We start from the raw sequence: 21,136 nt of genomic DNA, 5'->3' as shown, positions 1-21,136 counted from the left end.
ATCGGATCGCATTGAAAGTGTCGAGTATGCGGTAGCAACCTGAGTAGTGCGCTCGCGGGCATGCCGGGCAGTCAATACTCGACGCGGTTGCGGCCCAGTTGTTTGGCGCGATACAGGGCTGCATCGGCACGCGCGAACAAGGCTTCGCTGGCTTCGTCCGGTGCTGCCTCGGCAATGCCGATGCTGGTGCCCACGCGCAGCTCGGGGTCGATGTCGGGCAGGCGCAGCGCGCGGGTGGCGTCCAGCAGACGGCCGGCAATCACCTGCGCCTGCTCGCGGGTGGCGCCCGCGCAGACCACCGCGAACTCTTCGCCGCCAATCCTGCCCAGCGCATCGCGCCCGCGCAGTTGCTCCTGCCATGCCTGTACTGCGGCGCACAGCACCGCATCGCCGGCGGCATGGCCGTAACGGTCGTTGACCGCCTTGAAATAATCCAGATCGAGCAGCAGTAGCGTCACCGGCGTGCCATCCCGTGAGGCCTGCGCCAGTGCGCGCTCAGCGGTTTTTTCGATGCTGAGCCGGCTGGCTGCGCCGGTCAGCGTATCGGCCATGGCCAGGATGCGCAGCTGGCGCGAGCGCCGCCATTGCCGCCAGCTCAGCCCGGCCAGCATGGCGACCAGCACCACGCCCAGCAACAGGGCCAAGGTCTGCCAGCGACGAACATGCTCCATTGCCGTGAGCTGTTGTTGCTTGGCGTCTGCTTCGGCGCGCAGCCGCCGGTTTTCGAATTCTCGCCTGCGGATTTCGTATTCGTATTCCAGAAGCCGGCTCTGCTCCAGCCGCATCTTGCCCTGCAGCGTGGTTTGCAGCGCGCTGTAGCGTTTGATGTCGGCCAATGCCGCGGCGGGCTGGCCCAGTGCTTCATTGCTTGCGGCGCGTGCCTGGTACAGCAGGGCGAGGTAGCGCTGGTTGCCGTCTTTTTCGATCAGCGGCAATGCCGCCGCATAGCGGGCCAGTGCCTCCTGGTGTTGGCCTTTCCCGGCAAGCGCCTGGCCGGTCAACAACAGCAGCATGTCGCTGTTGCCATCGCTTTGTGCCGCGCGGAAGTCGGCACTGGCCTGCATCAGGGTGTCCAGCGCGGCGTCATGCTCGCCCAGCGAGATTTGGGCGCTTGCCAGCCCCACGCGGGCATTGGCAACGCTCAAGGCGCTTTTGGAGCGGACGGCGGCGGTGATTGCGCGCTCGAATGCGGTCTTGGCCTCCTGCGGTTTTCCCGACTCGTCGTACAGGTAGCCAAGCTGCACCAGATCCGTCACCACGTGATCCCAGTCCTGCTTGTCCTGCACCTGCTTCAGGGAATTGGTGAAGTAGCGCTCGGCCTGCGTCCAGTCGCCGATTCGGCGGTAGGCGATGGCCATGTCCAGCAACAGCGCATCGACTTCGTGGTCGATGCCGGCTTCGCGAAAACTGGCGCGCGCGCGCTGGAAATCCAGCAGCGCCTTGGCCTGTTCGCCCAGCTGCGACAGCAGGCCGCCGCGTTGAACGAGCGCCTCGCCGTACAGCTGGCGCTCTTGTGAGTCCTGCAGCAGCGCGACCAGACGGTTGGCCTCGGCCAGCGCCTGGCGCGTGCCCTGGAGCAGCTGCACATATCCCACCCGGCAGAGCTGCGCGCGCGCCTGCGAGGCCAGGTCGCGGGCTTCGCGTGCGCGGTGCTGCGCGTCGTCGGTATAGGCCAGTCCCTGCTTCGTGTCCTTCCAGGCGTCGCTGCCGCAATAGACGGAGCGAAACTGCACTTCGCGCGCACGGTCGCCGATGGGCAGCAGGGCGCGTAGTTGCTGCAGGTCGGCCTCATAGGCTTCGTAGGTCATGTCCATCGACCCCGGACCGATGACCTCATGGAAGACAGCGTCGAACTGTGCGGCGCGGGACGGCGTCGGGGAGGCAGCCTGGAACTCCGTGGCGAGCACGCATGTTGCGGGCAACAAGGCCAGCAGCAGTCCGAGCGTCCGATACCGCAGGGTGATGCCCATCAGCGCTCCAGCAGGGAACCGGGTCAAGCGTATGACAAAGCCGCGACCGCCATTGTGCCGGATATTGCAGTTCTGCGAAGGCTCAGGCCCCCAACGCCTCCGCCACGAACGGCGGCAGCGTCTGCGCGCCTTTGTGGATATCGGCGGTGTAGTACTTCGTGGCAAACCCCTTGCCGCGGGCGTCATGCTCGCGGAAATCGAAGCCGGCATTGGCCGCTTTCCTGGCCATCGTGCAGCTCCACCAGCCGGTGGGGTAGCAGGGCTGCGGGAACGGCAGGGTCTGGAAGCTGTGGAACCCGGCCTTGCCCATTTCCGCGCGCATCGCCTTGATCAGGTCCAGCAGCACCAGCGGGGATTCGCTCTGCTGGACCAGGATGCCGTCGTCCTTCAGCGCGCGGTGGCAGCTCTCGAAGAAGGCCTTGTTGAACAGGCCCTCGGCCGGGCCGACCGGATCGGTGGAATCCACGATCACGATGTCCACGCTGCCGGGTTCGCAGTTGGCCATGTAGGCGATGCCGTCGTCGAACAGCAGCTCGGCGCGCGGATCATTGTTGGATTCGCACAGCTCGGGGAAGTACTTCTCCGCCATGCGCGTGACCTGCTCGTCGATGTCGCACTGCACGGCCTGCTCCACGCCCGGATGGCGCAGCACTTCGCGCAGCGTGCCGCAGTCGCCGCCGCCGATGATGACCACCCGCTTCGGGTTGGCGTGGGTGAACAGCGCCGGGTGCGACATCATCTCGTGGTACAGGAAGTTGTCGCGGGTGGTGAGCATCATCGCGCCGTCGATCAGCATGACGTTGCCCCAGTCGGTCGACTCGAAGATCTCGATCTTCTGGAACTTTGATTGCACCTCGTCCAGTTTGCGGGTGACGCGGAAGCCGATGGACGAGCCGGCCTTGTCGAAATTTTCGTGCAGCCAGGTGGAGTCGGTCATGGCGGGGGGTTCCGGGGAATCGTGGTAACCGCGCATTGTAGCGAAAGGGGTTTCCCGGCATGTCGTCGCGGTCTGCCGGGCGGTGGCCTGGTGGCAGCGGCCCCGGCGCGGTCACCGCAGCGGGACGGGCGCGGCCCTACAATGCGCGCCTGTTTTCCGGAGTTGCCGCGATGTCCCACTGGTCCGCCGACCTTGCCCGCAAGACCTATTCGATCCCGCACTGGGCCGACGGCTATTTCGACGTCGATGCGCGGGGCCGCATCGTGGTGCGGCCGAAAGGCGCGGAGGGCCCGGCGATCGCGCTGCCCGAGGTCGTCGACGCCTCGCTGGCGGACGGCGGCAACCTGCCGGTGCTGGTGCGCTTCCCGGACATCCTGGGCGACCGCCTCGCCAAGTTGCAGGCCGCGTTCGCGCAGGCGCAGCAGGATTGGGACTATCCGGGCGGCTACACCGCGGTGTACCCGATCAAGGTCAACCAGCACGCGGGCGTGGCCGGAACGCTGGCCTCGCACCATGGCGAAGGCTTCGGCCTGGAAGCCGGCAGCAAGCCGGAGCTGATGGCGGTGCTGGCGCTGTCCCGCCCCGGCGGGTTGATCGTCTGCAACGGCTACAAGGACCGCGAATACATCCGGCTGGCGCTGATCGGCCGCAAGCTGGGACTGGAAACCTTCATCGTCATCGAAAAGCCTTCCGAGCTGAAGGTCGCGCTGGAGGAAGCCGCTGCGCTGGGCGTGAAGCCGGGCCTGGGCGTGCGCATGCGGCTGGCCTCGCTCGGTGCGGGCAAGTGGCAGAACAGCGGCGGCGACAAGGCCAAGTTCGGCCTCGATCCGCGCCAGCTGCTGACGCTGTGGAAAGAGCTGCGCGATTCCGGCATGGGCGACTGCCTGAAGCTGCTGCACTTCCACATGGGCAGCCAGATCTCCAACGTGCGCGACATCGCCGCGGGCATGCGCGAGGCCACCCGCTATTTCATCGAGCTCTCGCGGCTCGGCGCGGACATCAGCCACGTCGACGTCGGCGGCGGCTTGGGCATCGACTACGAAGGCACCCGTTCCCGCTCCTACAACTCGGTGAACTACGGCATCCACCACTACGCCTCCAGCATCGTGCAGCCGCTGGCCGATGCCTGCCGCGAGGAAGGCCTGGTGCCACCGCGCATCGTCACCGAATGTGGGCGGGCGATGACCGCCCACCACGCCGTGCTGGTGACCAACGTCAGCGAAGTCGAGCAGGCACCGGAAGGCCGCGTGCCGGAACCGCACAGTGATGAATCCAACCCGGTGCGCCAGCTGCGCGAGCTGCACGAGGAAATGGCGCAGCGCCCGGCGGTGGAGGTGTTCCACGAAGCCACTCAGGCGCATGCGGAAGGCCTGAGCCTGTATGCGCTGGGCCAGATCGACCTGGTCCAGCGCGCGCGCATCGACGACCTGTTCTACGCCATCGCCCACGCGGTGAAGGCGCGCCTGACCTACGACGAGAAGAGCCACCGCGACCTGCTGGACGAACTCAACGAACGGCTGGTGGACAAGTACTTCGTCAACTTCAGCGTGTTCGAGTCGATGCCGGACGTATGGGCGATCGACCAGGTGTTCCCGATCACCCCGATCGAGCGCCTGGACGAGGCGCCCACGCGCCGCGGCATCATCGCCGACCTGACCTGCGACTCCGACGGCAAGATCGACACCTATGTCGAGAACGAGGACCTCGATTCCTCGCTGCCGCTGCACGAGCTGCGCAAAGGCGAGAACTACCGGCTCGCCTTCTTCCTGGTCGGCGCCTACCAGGAGATCCTGGGCGACATCCACAACCTGTTCGGCGACACCGACGCCATCGAGGTGCGCTGCGACGGCGATGGCTTCGTGATCAGCCAGCAGCGCCGCGGCGACACCACCGACGTGATGCTGGACTACGTCGGCTACAAGCTGGCCGACCTGCGCCGCGAATACGCCGCGAAGGTGGATGCGGCGCACCTGCCTTCCGATGAGAGCGAGCGGTTGAAAGCGGCGCTGGAGGCGGGGCTCACCGCTTACACCTACCTCGACGACACGCCGCAGGGCTGACGACTGTCGTCAACCGCTGCCCGACAACGCGACTTCCATGATGGGTTTGGCCCAGTCGGGCGTCTGCCCGAGGGTGTTGGCGTCGCTGGGCCAGGTGATCCGCCCGCGTTCCATCTGCAGCAGCAGGCGCGGATCGCCGATGGGGGTGCCGGGCGCGGCATCGATGCTGTTGTCGTACATCTGCAGTTGGGCAAGGTGCGGCAGCAGCGCGGCGAGGTTGGCCAGCGATGTGACACAGCGTTCGCGGATTTTCGCTTCGGGAATATCGTGGCCGCCGCGGCTGACGCGATAACGCACGCGGGCGATATGGTGCTCCGGCGAATCCAGTCCGCAGAACCACATGGCGACATCGTGTGTCTGCGTGGCGCCGCGGAGTTTGGCGGCGATGGTGTTGCCGCCCAGTGTGGTTTCGAAGGCGTAATCCTTGCCATGGGCAATGGCGGCCTCCAGCCTGCGCAGCCCTTCCTGCCACGCCGTCGCATTGGCCTCGGCCAGCGGGCTGCCGGTGGCCTCCATCAACTGGCGGCTGAAGGTATCCGGGTTGAACCAGTCCATGCCGGCCTGCCGCAGCGCAGCGCCGCCGATGGCGCTTTTTCCGGCGCCGTTGACCCCTGCCAACACGTACAGCAGCGGACGCGCCGCCGGCATGTCAGCAAGTTTCTCCGGCGATGACCCGGCCTTCCAGCTTCAGCGGCTTGCGCAGGATGTCGCGCAGCGTGTCACCTGCCCCCGGCGCATCGAGGCAGGCCAGGCGTTCGTCGAACCTGCGGCGCAGGTCTTCCAGCAGCACGCGGTCTTTCTCGCCGGCGTTGCGCAGCAGCGTCAGCAGGCGGTTGTATTCCTCCACCGGCAGGATCACTGCCTCGGGCTGGTCATGGTTGGTGACCACCAGCTTGCCGTTGCGGGTCACGGCTTTCATCACCCCGCGCCAGCCCAGTTTTTTCACGTCCGAGGCGGGGGCCTGCGGAAGCGAGGCCAGCGGACTGAGTGCAATGGTGGTCATGACGGTCTCCAGGCGGCGACAACATGGCCAATATACCCTTTCTGGCCAAAAATGGCCTGAATGGGGCAATCACACTTCCCGATGTACCTGGAACCCCGCAAACGACTGCGAGGTGGGCATCAGTTCGACCCGGTTGATGTTCAGATGCGGCGGCTGGGTGGCGACCCAGAGGATCGTCTCGGCGATGTCCTCGGCGGTCATCGGGTTGGCGCCGCCATAGAGCTGGTCGGAGGCGGCCTGGTCGCCGTGGGTGCGGACCACGGTGAACTCGGTTTCGGCCATGCCCGGCTCGATCGCGGTGACGCGCACGCCGGTGCCGTGCAGGTCGCTGCGCAGGCCCAGCGAAAACTGGCTGACGAAGGCCTTGGTGCCGCCATAGGCATTGCCGCCGGTGTAGGGATAGGTGGCGGCGGTGGAGCTGATGTTGATGATCGCGCCCTTGCGCGCGATCAGCGTGGGCAGCAGCGCGTGGGTCAGGGTCACCAGCGCGGTGACGTTGGTGTCGATCATGGTCTTCCAGTCGGACAGCAGCGCGTCCTGCGCGGGCTTGGTGCCCTGCGCCAGGCCGGCGTTGTTGACCAGCAGGTCGATGCCGCGGAAGCGCTCCGGCAGCGCGTCCAGCGCGGCGCGCATTGCCGCCTCGTCGCGGATGTCGAAGCAGGCGGTGTGCAGCGCGTCGCCGAGTTCGGCGCGCAGGGTGTCGAGGCGGTCGGCGCGGCGGCCGGTGGCGACGACCTGCCAGCCGGCGTCGATGAACTTGCGCGCGGCGGCGCGGCCGAAGCCGGCGGTGGCGCCGGTGATCAAAACGGTGCGGGGGGAGGATGTGTTCATCCCGGCAGTTTACGGGGCGACGTCACCAGATGCCGGGCAGCAGGCGCCGGGTTTCCCTGGCGTAGGCGGGGTAATCCACGGGAAACGCCCGGGCAAGCACGCGTTCTTCGACGCGGATGCGGCGCAGGAAGGCCGCCGTGACCGGGATGCCCACGCAGGCCAGTGCCGCGACATCACCCAGGCACAGCCCAAACCCGAAGAACGTGGCAAGCGCGCCGGTATAGGAAGGATGACGCAGCCAGCGATACGGGCCGTGGCGCACGATGCGGTGGTCTTCGCCAATCGCCACGTCCACGGTGAAATGACGCCCAAGCACGTGGATCGACCAAAAACGAAACAGCAGGCCGGCGGCCATCAGCACCAGGCCGGCCAGGAAGAGCGCATGCCGCGGCGGCTCCGGCCATGGCCATGGCTGCCGGTAGGACAGCCAGACACCAATCCCGATACTGGCGTAAATCACCCACTGCAGCATGCGCAACGTGCCGCCATCGAGGGATTGCGCGTCACCGGTGGAGCGCCGGCGCAGGGCCAGCCAGAGTTCACTGGCAACCCAGACCGCGATCAGACCAACGTAAATCTGCGAAAGCAACATGGTTGAACCTGCATGGGGAAACGAGGGATGCAGGCTACCGGCGCGGGCATGCGCGAAGAAGTGACAGCTCTCATGCAAACAACGTGAGAATGCTTGCCGCGGCTCAGTTGGTTTTGACGGCCATCGCCGGCAGACCACCACTGGCCAGTTTGGCCTTGGCATCCGCGAGCTCCGACGCGCTGCCGTACGGCCCCATGCGAACGCGATAGACCGTCTTGCCGTCGATCTGCGCCGACTCCACGCGCGCGTTCAATCCCAGCAAGGCGATCTTGGCCTTGGTCGTTTCGGCATCACCGGATGCGCCGAACGCGCCGGCCTGCAGGATGTAGCGGGCATTGCCGGGCGCGGCCTTGTCTGCGGCAGGCGCGGGTTTGCTCGCCTGGGTGGCAGCGGCGGTGCCTGCCGCCGCATCGGCGGGCTTGTCACCGATGGGGGCAGGCAGGGCAGCGGCGCTGGCTGGCGGATTTGCGCCGGCCGAGGCAGCCGTGGCGGTTGCTTGCTGCTGCGCGCGCGCATCCGCTTCGGCCTTGGCGCTGGCCGCCAGTTCGGCATCGCTCATCGCCACTTCCTGACCCGGCAGCAGGGTATAGAAGTCGTATTGGGTGGGCTTTGCCGGCGCCGGCTTGCTGCTTGCGCCGCTGCTGGCCGAGTCCGGCGCAATGGCTTCGCCTTCGTTGGAGACCGCGGCGGGCAGCGCGTCAGGATTGGGCTTGGGCCGGAAGAAGCCGTCGCCGGCATCCGACTTCAGGTAGCGCGGTACCAGCAGCACCGCCAGCAACGTGAGCGCCACGCCGATGATCAGCCACGCCCAGCCGGGGAAGCGGCCGGAGGCGTTGCGCTTTGCCTGGGACTTGCCGCGACGTGCCGCCATCACATGCTCTCCGGGGCGCTGACGCCCAGCAGGTCCAGGCCATTGGCCAGCACTTGCCGCGCGGCGCGTGCCAGCGTCAGGCGCGCATCGCGCAGGCTGGCGTCTTCCACCAGCACCGGGCTGGCGTGGTACCAGCCGTGGAAGGCGTAAGCCAGCTCGCGCAGGTACTGGGCGACCAGGTGCGGCTCCAGCGTCAGGCCAGCGGCTTCCACGACTTCGGGATAACGCGACAGCTCGCGCATCAGCTCCTGCGCCGGGGCATCGTCCAGCAGGTTCAGGCCGGCTTCGCCGTTGGCGGCATCGTGCGGCATGCCTTTTTCGCCGGCCTGGCGCAGCAGGCTGCACACCCGGGCATGCGCGTACTGCACGTAGAACACCGGGTTGTCGTTGCTCTGCGAGCGCGCCAGATCGATGTCGAACGTCAGCTGCGAGTCCGGCTTGCGCGCGATCAGGAACCAGCGGGTGGCGTCGCGGCCGGCTTCGTCGATCAGGTCGCGCAGGGTCAGGTAGCTGCCGGCGCGCTTGGACAGCTTCACTTCCTCGCCGCCGCGCATCACCGTGACCATCTGGTGCAGCACGTAGTCCGGGTAGTTGGCGGGAATGCCGCAGTCCAGCGCCTGCAGCCCGGCCTTCACCCGCGTCAGCGAGCCGTGGTGGTCGGCACCCAGCTCGGTCACCGCGCGCTGGTAGCCGCGTTGCCACTTGGACAGGTGGTAGGCCACGTCGGGAACAAAGTAGGTGTAGTTGCCGTCGGACTTGCGCATCACCCGGTCTTTGTCGTCGCCGAAATCGGTGGTGCGCAGCCACAGCGCGCCGCCTTCCTCGTAGGTGTGACCCTTGGCGACCAGTGCGGCCACGGTTTCTTCGACCTTGCCATCGGCATACAGCGAGGATTCCAGGAAATAGCGGTCGAACGACACCCCGAACGCGGCCAGATCGGCATTTTGCTCGCGGCGCAGATAGGCCACGGCAAACTGGCGGATGGCATCCAGATTGTCTGCATCCGGCGTACCGACCACCGCGTGACCTTCCACTTCCACGCTGTCGCCGCGCAGGCAGGCGGCGGCGACATCGCCGATGTAATCGCCGTTGTAGGCATCGCCTGGCCACTGCGCATCACCGGGTTTGAAGCCCTTGGCGCGGGCCTGCACCGAGCGCGCGAGGTTGTCGATCTGCACGCCGGCGTCGTTGTAGTAGAACTCGCGCTTGACGTTCCAGCCATTGGCCGCCATGACCCGCGCGATGCAGTCGCCGATCACGCCGGCGCGGCCGTGGCCCACGTGCAGCGGGCCGGTCGGATTGGCAGACACGTATTCCACGCCCACCGTCTTGCCGCCACCGCTTGCATTGCGGCCGAAATCGTTGCCCTCGGCGTGGATCTGGCGCACCTGCTGCTGCCAGGCGGCCGGGGTCAGGTGGACATTGATGAAGCCGGGCCCGGCGATATCGATGCGGGCGATGGCGTCAGACGCCGGCAGCGCATCCACCAGCTGCTGCGCCAATGCGCGCGGATTGCTGCGCGCGGCTTTCGCCAGCAGCATCGCCGCGTTGGTGGAGAAGTCACCGTGCGCGCGTTCCTTGGGGCGCTCGATCACGAAATCGGGGCTGGCAAGGTCGGCGGGCAGGGTGCCTGCATTGCGCAGGGCGGTCAGGCCGCCTTCAATCAGGGTGGCGATCAGGGCGCGGAGCTGGGCTTTCACGGGGTCTGGGTGCTGCGTTTCAACGAGCACGCATTGTACGCGAGGCCGGGCGCGGTCTTTGCCGCCGGGGCGGCACGCGTTGCGGCGGTCGTCACAGCATGCCGCGCTTGGCCATCGAGGTGGGCGGGCCGTCGCCGATCACGAAATGATCGAGCAGGCGCACATCGACCAGCGCCAGTGCCTGCTTGATGCGCGCGGTCACCGCGCGGTCGGCGGCACTGGGTTCGGGATTCCCGCTTGGGTGGTTGTGGCCGATGATCGCCGCCGCCGCGCCGTGGGCCAGCGCGCGCTGCACCAGCACGCGCGGATGTACCTCGGCGCCATCGATGCCGCCACGGAACAGTTCTTCGAACCCCAGAGCGCGATGGCGGGTATCCAGATACAGCACCGCGAATACTTCATGATCCAGCCGGCGCAGGCGTTGGGCGAAGTAGCGGCCTGCGCAGGCCGGGTCGCCCAGCGCTTCGCCGCGTTCGAGCTGGGCGGCGAGATGGCGCTGGCCCAGCTCCAGCGCCGCCGCCAGCAGGCAGGCGCGGGCCGGGCCGATGCCGCGCAGGCGGGTGAGCGCGCGGGCCTCCCGGTCAAGCAGTCGGCGTAATCCGCCCTGGTCGGCAAGCAGGGCCCGCGCGCTGGCGACGGCGTCGCTGCCGGCAATGCCGGAGCCGAGGAACAGCGCCAGCAGCTCGGCGTCGGACAGGCTGCCGGCGCCGCGAGCCAGCAGCTTTTCGCGGGGACGTTCGCTTTCAGGCCAGTCACGGATGTGCATGTGCCCAGGATGCCGTGCCCATCCGGCCGGCGGCAGCGGAAGACGCCCCGGCATCGGGTAAGCTTCAGCGTCGTGAAACGGTCAGAGACAGGCCCGGTGCAGGTTCCGAATTTCCCCAGCGATGGCTATCGCGTGTTGCTTTGCGTCTGCGGAGGCATTGCGGCCTACAAATCCGCCGAATTGGTGCGCCGGCTGCGCGATGCAGGGGCGCAGGTGCAGGTGGCGATGACCGAGAGCGCGCAGCGCTTTGTCGGTGCGCAGACCTTTCAGGCGCTGTCGCATCACCCGGTGCGCATCTCCTTGTGGGATGCGCAGGCGGAGGCCGCAATGGGCCATCTGGAGCTGGCTGGCTGGGCGCAACAGGTGGTGGTGGCGCCAGCCACCGCCAATACCTTGGCCAAGCTGGCGCATGGCTTGGCCGATGATCTCGTGTCCACGCTGTGCCTGGCAACCGAAGCGCCGCTGCTGGTCGCGCCGGCCATGAACCATCGCATGTGGCGGCACCCTGCCACGCAATCCAATATCGGCACCCTGCTGGCGCGTGGCGTGCGCATGGTCGGCCCGAATGACGGGCCGCTGGCCGAAGGCGAGTCCGGCCCGGGGCGAATGGCCGAGCCCGCCGAAATCCTGGCTGCGGCGAGGGCGCTGGCATGACCGGATCGCTTGCAGGCCTGCGCATCGTGGTCAGTGCCGGCCCGACGTTCGAAGACATCGATCCGGTGCGTTTCCTGGGCAATCGCAGCAGCGGCAAGATGGGGTTCTCCGTCGCTGCGGTGGCCGCGCAGCGCGGCGCCGAAGTCGTGCTGGTCGCTGGCCCGGTGCAGCTGCCCACGCCGTCCGGGGTGATGCGTGTTGATGTGCGCAGTGCTGCACAACTGCATGCGGCGGTGATGGCGGCGTTGCCGTGCGACATCTATGTCGGCGCGGCGGCGGTGGCGGACTTCACCCCGCGCGAGTTCGCGTCGAGCAAATTGAAGAAGCGGCCGGGGCAGGACACGCTGGTGCTGGAGCTGGTCAAGACCCGCGACGTGCTGGCCGAGGTGGCCGTCCACCCGCAGCGGCCACGTTTGGTAGTGGGGTTCGCGGCGGAAACCAACGACGTGGCCCATTACGCGCGGGGCAAGCTGGAGCGAAAGCGGCTGGACCTGATTTGCGCCAACCAGGTGGGCTTGAGCGGCAGTGGCTTCGAGAGTGATGACAATGCCCTGCTGGTGATCGATGTCAACGGTGAGCGTGCGCTGGGGCCGGCACCCAAGGCCGAACTGGCAGGCGTGCTGCTGGATCTGATTGGCGAGCGCTTGCAACAACAAGGATCGGCATGAGCCAACATGCGCTGCAGGTGAAATTGCTGGATCCGCGCTTCGGCGCCGAATGGCCGTTGCCGGCCTATGCCACCGAGCACAGCGCCGGGCTGGATTTGCGCGCCGCGTTGGAGGCGCCGCTTGACCTTGAGCCAGGCGCGGCCGCGCTGGTGCCATCGGGATTGGCCATCCACATTGGCGATCCCGGCCTGTGCGCCGTGATCCTGCCGCGTTCGGGACTGGGCCACAAGCACGGCATCGTGCTGGGTAACGGCACAGGCTTGATCGACGCCGACTACCAGGGGCCGCTGATGATCAGTGTCTGGAACCGCAGCAGCGTCGCCTTCACCATCGCTCCCGGCGATCGCATTGCACAGCTGGTATTGCTGCCGGTAGTGCGCGTCGCGCTGCAGGTGGTGGATACTTTCGAGGAGAGCGCGCGTGGGCAGGGTGGCTTCGGCCATACCGGCGTGCGCTGACGGGGGGAATTCATGGCTTTGTTCGGTTTGGGTGGCAAGAAGGACGACGGCGACGACGGCAGCCACGGCAGCCTGAAGTTCGATCCATTGCAAACGGCGCGCGCGTTGCCGTGGCTGGTGCTGCTGTTGCTGGCGCTGGGGCTGTGGTGCCTGGTGACGGGCGGGTTGCGGCAGCGGGATGACAGCCGCCAGCACGCGCTGGAATTTGCCCGTGACGATGTGGTGGTCATGGTGCGGCGCACGCTCAACGAGCAGCGCCAGAAGCTGGGTTCGCAGCTGGCATCGAAGGCCTTCACCACGGCGCTGGCGTCCGGTGACGCGGCGGCAACGGTGGCTGCGGTCAAGCAGGGCTGGGGCGAAGTCAGGCGCGCCGAGCTATGGCCGGCGGATCTGGATGGCCAGTACGGCCGCCTGCCGCGCAGCGGGTTTGGCTCGCTGGCGGTGGCCGAAGACGCGCTGATCAGCGGCAAGATGGCGGCGCGCATCGTGCAATCGGCGGGCGAACATCGGCTGGCGCTGGCCGCGCCGGTGAAGGGGGCTGCCGACATGGTGGCCTATGTGGAACTGCCGATGGCGCGGCTGGAAAGCGGGGTGGAAAGTCCCGCGCTGCCGGCTGCGACCTATCTGGCGCTGCGCCAGGGGCAACGCAGCGTGATCGAGCGCGGCGACATCGCCTTGGGCGTGGCCGCAGAGGCGCTTGGTGTGAAGGTGCCGGACAGCGATCTGCGGGTGGCGGCGGCGGCACCGGACAGTGCGCAGGCGCCGTTTGGACTGGGTGGCTTGGCGGCGCTGGCGCTGGGCACCGTGCTGCTGCTGGCGGCGGCTGGGCTGTGGTTCCGGTTGCGCCCGCGCCTGCTGGCGCTGGGCGGCTTCGGTGAGGTCGAAACCGGCCCGACCCTGTCCGACCTGCAGCAGGCCATGCCCGAGCCGGAGCCGGTGCCGCGCGTGCAAGTCCGCGAGCACGACACCGCCAAGCCTTCGGCGCGCGTGCCGGTGGTGATCGACCATCGCATCTTCCGCGCCTATGACATCCGCGGCGTGATCGGCATGTCGCTGGATGCCAATGTGGCCGAGTTGATCGGCCAGGCAGTCGGCTCGCTGATGGCCGAACAGGGGCTGGATTCCATCGTGGTCGGCCGTGACGGCCGCCTGTCGGGCCCGGATCTGGCAAACGGCCTGATCGCCGGCCTGCGCAAAGCCGGGCGCAACGTCATCGACATCGGCATGGTGCCCACGCCGGTGGTGTATTTCGGCAGCTTCCTGCTGCGCACGGGCTGCGGCGTGGCCATCACCGGCAGCCACAACCCGCCGGATTACAACGGGTTCAAGATCGTGGTGGGCGGCGAAACGCTGTCTGGCGAGGCCATCAAGGGCCTTCACGCCCGCATCGCCGAGGATCGCCTGCTGGAAGCCGAAACGCAGGGCACGCTGGACGCGCGCGACATCAGCGAAGATTACGTGCAGCGCATCGCCGGTGACATCCAGATCGGTCAGCGGCTCAAGGTGGTGGTGGATGCCGGCAATGGCGTGGCCGGCGAGCTGGGGCCGCGCGTGCTGGAGGCCATCGGGGCGGACATCACCCCGCTGTTCTGCGACATCGACGGCACTTTCCCCAACCACCATCCCGATCCCAGCGAGCCGCACAACCTGGAAGCCCTGATACAGATGGTGCAACGGCTGGATGCCGATCTGGGCATCGCCTTCGATGGCGACGGCGACCGGCTTGGCGTGGTCACCAAGTCCGGCAAGAACATTTTCCCGGACCGTTTGTTGATGCTGTTCGCTGCCGACGTGCTGGAGCGCAACCCGGGCGCGATGATCATCTATGACGTGAAGTGCACCGGCCGCCTGCCGATGCAGATCCTGCGCCACGGCGGCAGCCCGTTGATGTGGAAGACCGGGCATTCGCTGATCAAATCGAAGATGCGCGAGACCGAAGCGGCGCTGGGTGGCGAGATGAGCGGCCACTTCTTCTTCGCCGAGCGCTGGTTCGGGTTCGACGATGGCATCTATGCGGCCGCGCGCCTGCTGGAAATCCTGGACACGCGCGGGGAAGCACCCGAAGCGGTGTTCGCCGCGCTGCCGGATGGCGTATCCACCGCCGAGATCAAGGTCGAGTTGCCCAATGAGGTGGACGCGCACGACTTCGTCGAGCGGTTCCGCCTCACGGCCAGCTTCGACGGTGGCCGCCTGACCACCATCGATGGCGTGCGCGTGGACTGGTCGGATGGCTGGGGCCTGGTGCGTGCGTCCAACACCACGCCGGTGCTGGTCATGCGCTTCGATGCCGATACGACATCCGCGATGGCACGCATCCAGCAGGTGTTCCGCGACCTGTTGTTGAAACTGGAGCCGGATCTGCGCCTGCCGTTCTGACCCGACCGCCCCCGGTCTCAGCGAGGCGGCGGGGGCGCCTTGGATGCTTGGCCGGCGGTGGGCTTGTCTTGCTGCGCGCTGGCCGTGGGCGGCGTTGCTGGCGGCGAGGTGCCCTGCTTCATTTCCCGATAGCGGCGCAGGGAGTCAGCCAGTTCGCGTTCCAGCTCGGCCCGATCTTGCTCCTGCGCAAGCAGCAATTGGCGCTGGCGCAGTTGTTCGGCGTGCTGGGTCAAAATCGAGTCGGTCAGGCGTTTGCTCACCGGTGTGCCGGCCAGCTCCTGGTCGCCGGCCTGGCGCAGCAGTGACAGCAGGCTCAGGCGCAGGCTGGACAGGCCCAGGCGGCTGGATTTCAGGGTTTCATCCAGCAGCGCGGTACGCTCGCCATAGGCGCGGCGCAGGTCGGCCTCGGTGAGGTAGGACTCCACCATCGCCAGATCGCGGCGTTTCTGCATCGCCTCGGCCTCGGCCTGTCGGCGCGCCGCATCGGCTGCCAGCGCGGCGCTGCTGCGCTCTTCGTCGGTCAGGGCGCGATCCACGCGACCGGTGGCCAAGCCGCTTTTCATGCTGAACTCGGTGCGCGCGCTGTTGGCAGCGGAGGCCGGCAGCGCGTCGCCGCACACCTTGCGGCCACCTTCGTCCCAGCAGTAGATCTTCTTTTCGGCAGGAGCCGTGCTCTGCGCGGAAGCAGCAGTGCAGGCACCCAGCAGGGCCAGCGCAAGAACGGTACGGACGATGTGATGGTGGTGCGTCATGACAGCCCCCTGGCAGTCGTGGCGGATCAGAGGATGCCGTAGCGCGCCCGATAGGCGAGCAAGGCATCGCGGCAGTCGCAAAGTTCGGTGCTTTCGCCGGCAAACGCAAGCAGGTCGTCCAAACCGGCCACCGCGACCACCGGAATCCCATGCTCGTGGGCGACCGATTGCGCGGCAGAAACCGGCAGGTCCTCGCGCACCCGCTCCTGGCGGTCGAGGGCGATGACGATGCCTGCCGGCGTACCGCCGGCGGCTTCGATGATCGCCAGCGCCTCGCGAATCGCGGTGCCGGCGGTGATCACGTCGTCCACGATCAGCACCCGCTTTCCACCCAGCGGCGCGCCGATCAGGCTGCCGCCCTCGCCGTGCGCCTTGGCTTCCTTGCGGTTGAAGGCCAGCGGCAGGTCGCGGCCGCGGCGCGCGTACTCGCACGCCAGCGCGGTTGCCAGCGGGATGCCCTTGTAGGCGGGCCCGAACAGCAGGTCGAACGGCACGCTTGCTGCGTCCATCGCATCGGCATAGCAGCTGGCCAGGCTGGCCAGCGCCGCGCCGGAATCGAAGCGACCGGCATTGAAGAAGTACGGGCTGGTGCGCCCCGACTTCAGGGTGAATTCGCCAAAGCGCAGCGCATCGGCGCGCAAGGCCAGCTGCAGGAAGCGGGTGCGGTGGTCGTTGGTCAGTGCGCTCATGGCGCGATTCTCCCATGCGCGGCGCCGTCATGGCAGCCGCCCGCCCGGCGAACGGCGGCGGATCGGTTAGGCTTTGCCCACTCCGAACCTGCAGCGTCCCGCATGCGCATTCTTTCCTTCAACGCCAATGGCCTGCGTTCGGCCGCCAGCAAGGGTTTTTTCGAGTGGTTCACCCGGCACGACATCGACGTCCTGTGCGTGCAGGAGACCAAGGCGCAGGAACACCAGCTCGCCGACGCCGCTTTCCGTCCCGACGGATACAAGGCGTGGTTCAAGGACGCCTCCACCAGGAAGGGCTACAGCGGCGTGGCGATCTACAGCCGGCGCGAGCCGGACGAGGTGCGCACGGCGCTGGGCTGGGCACCCTTCGATGACGAGGGGCGCTACATCGAGGCGCGCTTCGGGAATGTGTCGGTCGTGAGCTTCTACATCCCCTCCGGCAGCTCGGGCGAGTTGCGCCAGGGCTTCAAGGAAGAGGTGATGGCCTGGCTGCAGCCGATCCTGGCGCAGTGGCTCGCCAGCGGCCGCGAGTACGTGCTGTGCGGCGACTGGAACATCGTCCGTGCGCGCAATGACATCAAGAACTGGAGCGGCAACCAGAAGAACTCCGGCTGTCTGCCGCATGAGCGTGCCTGGCTCAGCGGCCTGATCGCCGACGGTTGCCACGATGGCCTGATCGTGCCGCCCGCGCACGGCTGGAAAGACGCGTTTCGGGTTGCCAAGCCCGAGGCCGTGGAATATTCGTGGTGGTCGCAGCGCGGCGCGGCGCGCGCCAACAACGTGGGCTGGCGGATTGATTACCAGTTGGCCACGCCCGGCATCGCCAAGGGGATCGTGTCCGCCGAGATCTTCCCGGAGCCGAAGTTTTCCGATCACGCCCCGTTCCTCGTGGACTACGCCGCATGAGCGCCGCCAAGCCGTCCGTCTGGAAGTCGTTTGCGCAGCCGGCGGCGGGCACGATGTTCTTTTTCGGCTTCTCCTCCGGGCTGCCGTTCCTGCTGGTGGCCGGCACGCTGGCGTTCTGGCTGAAGGATCGCGGCATCGTGCTGAAGGACATCACCATGATCGCCAGCGCGGGCATGCTGTATGCCTTCAAGTTTGTGTGGGCGCCGCTGCTGGATCACTGGCAGATGCCGGGCTTTCGCCGGCTGGGACGCCGTCGTGGCTGGCTGCTGGCTGCGCAGCTGGGCGTGATCGCCAGCCTGCTGCTGATGGCGCTGCTGACGCCGGCGCAGCTTGGGCCGTTCGTGGCGGCGACACTGGCGGTGGCGTTTTTTGGGGCGACACAGGACATCGCGGTGGACGCCTATCGCATCGAAATCGCGCCGGTGGATGCGCAGGGCGCGCTGGTCGCCACGTATTCGCTGGGATACCGGATCGGGCTGATCATGGCCGGGGCCTTTGCCGCGATCATGGCCGACCACATCGCCTGGAGCTGGGTGTATTGCACGATGGCGGCAGTCATGGGGGTGCCGTTGGTTGCCAATCTGCTTGCCCGGGAGCCGACGGTATCGCTCGCTTCGTCGCAGCTGCCGTGGCGAGAGGCGATGACGGCCGCGGTCGCCGACCCGTTCGCCGACTTCTTTCGCCGCTATGGCATCCCGCTGGCGCTGTCCATCCTCGCCTACATCCTGCTGTTCAAGGTGCCCGAGCAGGCCACCGTGGGCGGCATCATGAGCCCGTTCTACCTGGATCAGGGCTTCAGCAAGACCCAGATCGGTTCGATCACCAAACTGTGGGGCGTGTGGATCGGCATCGTCGGCGTGTTTTGTGGCGGTGCGATGGTCACCCGGCTGGGCGCATGGAAATCACTGGGCGTGATGATGCTGGTATGTGGCGCCTGCAACCTGCTGTACCTGTTGCTGATGGTGCACAAAGGCGATTTGTGGGTGCTGACGGCGGTGATTTCGGCGGAGAACTTCACCTTGGGCATGCTGGGGCCACCGACGGTGGCGTTCCTGTCTGCATTGGTCAGCCAGCAGCACACCGGCACGCAATACGCCCTGCTCAGTTCACTGGTGAATCTGCCGGGCAAGATCCTCGGCTTCTTCGCGGGCGGCATCGTGATGGCCACCGGCTATGGCATGTACTTCGTGATCACCGTGCTGGCGCTGATTCCGGCCACGCTGCTGTATGTGTACCTGAGCCCGCAACTGCGCCAGCGGGTGTTCGCCCCGGCGCCGGATCAGGGCGGGTAGAGCGCGCCCAGCACGCGCGGCCCGCTTGCCCCGGTCACCGCGGGCAGGTTGCCCGGCCTGCCGGCCAGGTGTTCGCGGGCCAGCCAGGCAAACGCCATGGCTTCCACGAAATCCGGGTCCAGCCCGTGCACGGCGCTGGAGTCGATGGCCGCGTCCGGCATCGCCTCGGCCAGCGCCGCCATCAGCCGCGGGTTGTGCACGCCGCCGCCGCACACCACGACCCGTCGCGTGCGCGGCTGGGTGGCCTGCAACGCTTCTGCGACGCTGCGCGCGGTCAGTGCAAGCAGCGTGGCCTGCACGTCGGCGGGAGCCTCGTCGCCAGCCAGCGCGGCTTCGACCCAGTCCAGGTGGAACTGGTCGCGCCCCGTCGACTTCGGCGGCGGCGCGGCGAACCACGGCTCCGCCAGCAGGCGCGCCAGCAGTGCACCGTCGACGCGGCCCTGCGCCGCGAACGCGCCGCCTGCATCAAACGCCTGACCGGTGTGGCGCAGGCACCACGCATCCATCAGTCCGTTCGCCGGCCCGGTGTCGAAGCCGCGCACCTCGCCTTGCGCGGGCAGCAAGGTGAAATTGGCGATGCCACCCAGATTGAGGATGGCGCGGTCTTCACCGGGGTCGCGCAGGATCGCGGCGTGGAACGCGGGCACCAGCGGCGCGCCGTGGCCGCCAGCGGCAACGTCGCGGCGGCGGAAGTCGGCCACCACTGGCACGCCGCAGTGTTCTGCGATGCAGTGGGCATCGCCGAGCTGCAGGGTGAACGGCACGTTTCCATGCGGGTGATGGCGCAGGGTTTGCCCGTGCGAACCAATGGCGACCAGCGCGCGCGCAGTCACGCCAGCCGCACGCATGGCGTGGCTGGCCGCCTCGGCGAAGGCGCGACCGATCCGCACGTCCAGCGTGCCCACCTCATCCAGCGTCAGCGGTTGTGCATGCTGGCCCAGCGCGATCAGGCGCTCACGCAGCGCTGGCTCCCAGCGACAGGTGTGGCCGAACACGAGTTCGGCGCCTGCGTTCGCTGCATCGCCCTCGAAGCGCACCAGCGCGGCGTCGATGCCGTCGGCGCTGGTGCCTGATATCAGGCCAAGGAAGAACTGGGGCGCAGAAATGAGCTCGGGCATGCGGCGCAGTATCGCATCGCGGCGCGGATCAGCTCAGCCCTTCTTGCGGTCGCGCGGGGCGGGCTTGGCGGCGCTGGCCACGCGGTCGTCGTCCAGCTGGAACACCACGTCCTCCACTTCACGGATCTTGTCCAGCGCGCGATGGGTCTGGTTCCTGAATGCCATCAAATCGCTGCCGCTGAGCGGTGTTGGTGGTGGCAGGGTCATCTTCAGCGGGTTCATGTGCACGCCGTTGACCCGGAATTCGTAATGCAGGTGCGGGCCGGTGGCCAGCCCGGTACTGCCGACGTAGCCGATCACCGCGCCCTGCGCCACGTGCTGGCCAACCCGGATGTTGGCGAAGCGGGACATGTGGCCGTAGAGGGTTGTCTTGCCGCCGCCGTGGTTGAGGATCACCGCATTGCCATAGCCGCCCTTGCGGCCGACGAATTCCACCCGCGCATCACCGGCCGCCATGATCGGCGTGCCGGTGCCGGCGGCGTAGTCGATGCCCATGTGTCCGCGCATCCGGCCCAGGATGGGATGGTTGCGCATGCCGAAGCCCGACGTGATGCGCGCATATGGAATCGGCATGCGGATGAAGGGGCGCTTGAGCGAGCGGCCATCCGGGGTGAAGTATTCCGGCTTGCCGTCGCGCATGTAGCGGAACGCGCTCTTGAGCTTGCCATCCACCGTGAAGGTGGCCGCCAACACCGGGCCAGTGTTGGCCAGCTGGCCGTTCTTCCAGGTCTGGTCCACCACCACGCTGAAGCGGTCGTCTTCGCCCAGATCGGAGTCGAAGTCGATGTCGTACTTGAACATCTCGTCGGTGAGCTGGTTGAGCTGGGCGGTGCCCAGGCCCAGTTTGCGCGCGGAGGCGAACAGCGACTTGCCGACTTCACCGGTCAAGACGACCGTGCGCGTGGTGATCTCCACCGGCACCGCGCGTTCACGCAGCGTCGTGCCGTTGAACTCCAATTCGATCGGCGTCTCGCCCACGCCCGGGCCGGCCTCCAGGCGCATCGCCCGCACGCTGCCATCGGCGGGCAGGTTGAAGCTCAGCGCGGTGCCCGGACGCAATTTGCGCAAGGTCGGCTTGATCTTCGGGTGCTGCATGACCTTCGCCAGCTGGTCATAGGGGATGCCCAATTCCTCGAACACCCCGCTGAGCGTCTGGCCCGGCTTGAGTGTCACCGATTGCCAGTTGTCGTCGGTCGCCTTGCTGGCGCGGAGGCTGGGCTTGGGCAGCGTCAGCGACAGCGTCATTCGCTGCACCTGCGCGGTGCCGCTTGCATCAAGCACGGTGGAAAAGCCGGGCACGATCGCCGCCAACAGCACGCACATGGTGGTGAGTACGCTTGCGTGCGCCCAGTGCCGGCGCGTCCAGCGACCTTGGAACGGGTGTGAAACGGAGGGCTGCTCGGGGTGATCCGCGTTCGCCTGGGCACGCTCGAGATTCTCGCGACGTACCGCGTCGTGGTTCCAATCCGGCATATGATCGTCCCCTGCGTGTG

At 67.4% G+C, this 21,136-nt stretch carries 18 protein-coding genes and 1 pseudogene; 6 read left to right on the top strand and 13 right to left on the bottom strand.

What is annotated here, in order from left to right; translation table 11 throughout:
• Nucleotides 1–71 precede the first annotated feature (71 nt).
• Complete coding sequence (locus LIW09_RS11835; RefSeq protein ID WP_256645808.1) at nucleotides 72–1,970, bottom strand: diguanylate cyclase; 1,899 nt, start codon at nucleotides 1,968–1,970, stop codon at nucleotides 72–74.
• An 82-nt stretch (nucleotides 1,971–2,052) separates the two neighbouring features.
• Nucleotides 2,053–2,907, bottom strand: a complete 855-nt coding sequence (gene speE, locus LIW09_RS11830; RefSeq protein WP_256645807.1) for a polyamine aminopropyltransferase — start codon at nucleotides 2,905–2,907, stop codon at nucleotides 2,053–2,055.
• 170 nt (nucleotides 2,908–3,077) lie between these two features.
• Between speE and speA the strand changes: the two genes are divergently transcribed.
• Nucleotides 3,078–4,967 carry an arginine decarboxylase gene (gene speA, locus LIW09_RS11825; protein ID WP_256645806.1) on the top strand — a complete coding sequence of 630 codons (1,890 nt, stop codon included), beginning with the start codon at nucleotides 3,078–3,080 and terminating at the stop codon, nucleotides 4,965–4,967.
• A gap of 9 nt (nucleotides 4,968–4,976) precedes the next feature.
• On the opposite strand, the gene LIW09_RS11820 is transcribed toward speA, so the two are convergent.
• The 7 genes from LIW09_RS11820 to radC all read right to left on the bottom strand — a co-directional run bounded on the left by LIW09_RS11820 (nucleotide 4,977) and on the right by radC (nucleotide 10,730).
• Nucleotides 4,977–5,615, bottom strand: coding sequence for an ATPase (locus LIW09_RS11820; RefSeq protein WP_256645805.1), 639 nt, complete (start codon nucleotides 5,613–5,615; stop codon nucleotides 4,977–4,979).
• A gap of 1 nt (nucleotide 5,616) precedes the next feature.
• Nucleotides 5,617–5,970 (bottom strand): type II toxin-antitoxin system prevent-host-death family antitoxin, encoded by a 354-nt coding sequence (locus LIW09_RS11815; RefSeq protein ID WP_256645804.1) that lies wholly within the window; start codon nucleotides 5,968–5,970, stop codon nucleotides 5,617–5,619.
• A 69-nt stretch (nucleotides 5,971–6,039) separates the two neighbouring features.
• Nucleotides 6,040–6,801 (bottom strand): SDR family NAD(P)-dependent oxidoreductase, encoded by a 762-nt coding sequence (locus LIW09_RS11810; protein ID WP_256645803.1) that lies wholly within the window; start codon nucleotides 6,799–6,801, stop codon nucleotides 6,040–6,042.
• Nucleotides 6,802–6,823: 22 nt separating this feature from the next.
• Nucleotides 6,824–7,393 (bottom strand): methyltransferase family protein, encoded by a 570-nt coding sequence (locus LIW09_RS11805; RefSeq protein ID WP_256645802.1) that lies wholly within the window; start codon nucleotides 7,391–7,393, stop codon nucleotides 6,824–6,826.
• A gap of 103 nt (nucleotides 7,394–7,496) precedes the next feature.
• Nucleotides 7,497–8,264, bottom strand: coding sequence for an SPOR domain-containing protein (locus LIW09_RS11800; protein ID WP_256645801.1), 768 nt, complete (start codon nucleotides 8,262–8,264; stop codon nucleotides 7,497–7,499).
• Nucleotides 8,264–9,964, bottom strand: a complete 1,701-nt coding sequence (argS, locus tag LIW09_RS11795) for an arginine--tRNA ligase (protein ID WP_256645800.1) — start codon at nucleotides 9,962–9,964, stop codon at nucleotides 8,264–8,266. The genes LIW09_RS11800 and argS overlap by 1 nt, the downstream gene beginning before the upstream one ends.
• Nucleotides 9,965–10,055: 91 nt before the next feature.
• Nucleotides 10,056–10,730, bottom strand: coding sequence for a RadC family protein (gene radC, locus LIW09_RS11790; protein WP_256645799.1), 675 nt, complete (start codon nucleotides 10,728–10,730; stop codon nucleotides 10,056–10,058).
• 132 nt (nucleotides 10,731–10,862) lie between these two features.
• On the opposite strand from radC, the pseudogene coaBC reads away from it, so the two are divergent.
• The 3 genes and pseudogenes from coaBC to LIW09_RS11775 all read left to right on the top strand — a co-directional run bounded on the left by coaBC (nucleotide 10,863) and on the right by LIW09_RS11775 (nucleotide 14,886).
• Nucleotides 10,863–12,052: pseudogene (gene coaBC / locus LIW09_RS11785) on the top strand (bifunctional phosphopantothenoylcysteine decarboxylase/phosphopantothenate--cysteine ligase CoaBC).
• Nucleotides 12,049–12,510 (top strand): dUTP diphosphatase, encoded by a 462-nt coding sequence (gene dut / locus LIW09_RS11780; protein WP_256645798.1) that lies wholly within the window; start codon nucleotides 12,049–12,051, stop codon nucleotides 12,508–12,510. The pseudogene coaBC and the gene dut overlap by 4 nt, the downstream one beginning before the upstream one ends.
• 12 nt (nucleotides 12,511–12,522) lie before the next feature.
• Nucleotides 12,523–14,886 carry a phosphomannomutase/phosphoglucomutase gene (locus tag LIW09_RS11775; RefSeq protein ID WP_256645797.1) on the top strand — a complete coding sequence of 788 codons (2,364 nt, stop codon included), beginning with the start codon at nucleotides 12,523–12,525 and terminating at the stop codon, nucleotides 14,884–14,886.
• 17 nt (nucleotides 14,887–14,903) lie between these two features.
• Here the strand turns inward: LIW09_RS11775 and LIW09_RS11770 are convergent, their stop codons facing one another.
• Both LIW09_RS11770 and pyrE read right to left on the bottom strand, forming a co-directional pair.
• Entirely contained in the window at nucleotides 14,904–15,638 is a 735-nt protein-coding gene (locus tag LIW09_RS11770; RefSeq protein WP_256645796.1) for a hypothetical protein, read from the bottom strand.
• A gap of 26 nt (nucleotides 15,639–15,664) precedes the next feature.
• Complete coding sequence (gene pyrE, locus LIW09_RS11765) at nucleotides 15,665–16,327, bottom strand: orotate phosphoribosyltransferase (RefSeq protein ID WP_256645795.1); 663 nt, start codon at nucleotides 16,325–16,327, stop codon at nucleotides 15,665–15,667.
• 102 nt (nucleotides 16,328–16,429) lie between these two features.
• Between pyrE and LIW09_RS11760 the strand changes: the two genes are divergently transcribed.
• Nucleotides 16,430–17,233 (top strand): exodeoxyribonuclease III, encoded by an 804-nt coding sequence (locus tag LIW09_RS11760; RefSeq protein WP_256645794.1) that lies wholly within the window; start codon nucleotides 16,430–16,432, stop codon nucleotides 17,231–17,233.
• Nucleotides 17,230–18,525: an AmpG family muropeptide MFS transporter gene (locus LIW09_RS11755; RefSeq protein WP_256645793.1), complete on the top strand. Its 1,296-nt coding sequence runs from the start codon at nucleotides 17,230–17,232 to the stop codon at nucleotides 18,523–18,525. The genes LIW09_RS11760 and LIW09_RS11755 overlap by 4 nt, the downstream gene beginning before the upstream one ends.
• Here the strand turns inward: LIW09_RS11755 and LIW09_RS11750 are convergent.
• Complete coding sequence (locus LIW09_RS11750) at nucleotides 18,513–19,643, bottom strand: anhydro-N-acetylmuramic acid kinase (protein ID WP_256645792.1); 1,131 nt, start codon at nucleotides 19,641–19,643, stop codon at nucleotides 18,513–18,515. The genes LIW09_RS11755 and LIW09_RS11750 overlap by 13 nt on opposite strands.
• Before the next feature lie 33 nt (nucleotides 19,644–19,676).
• Nucleotides 19,677–21,116 (bottom strand): M23 family metallopeptidase, encoded by a 1,440-nt coding sequence (locus tag LIW09_RS11745; RefSeq protein WP_256645791.1) that lies wholly within the window; start codon nucleotides 21,114–21,116, stop codon nucleotides 19,677–19,679.
• Between the last annotated feature and the right edge of the window lie 20 nt (nucleotides 21,117–21,136).

Origin of the sequence: Thermomonas paludicola, assembly GCF_024498955.1 — a bacterium.
GTDB classification, from domain to species: Bacteria; Pseudomonadota; Gammaproteobacteria; order Xanthomonadales; family Xanthomonadaceae; genus Thermomonas; species Thermomonas paludicola.
This window is presented reverse-complemented; position numbering and strand designations above follow the sequence as displayed.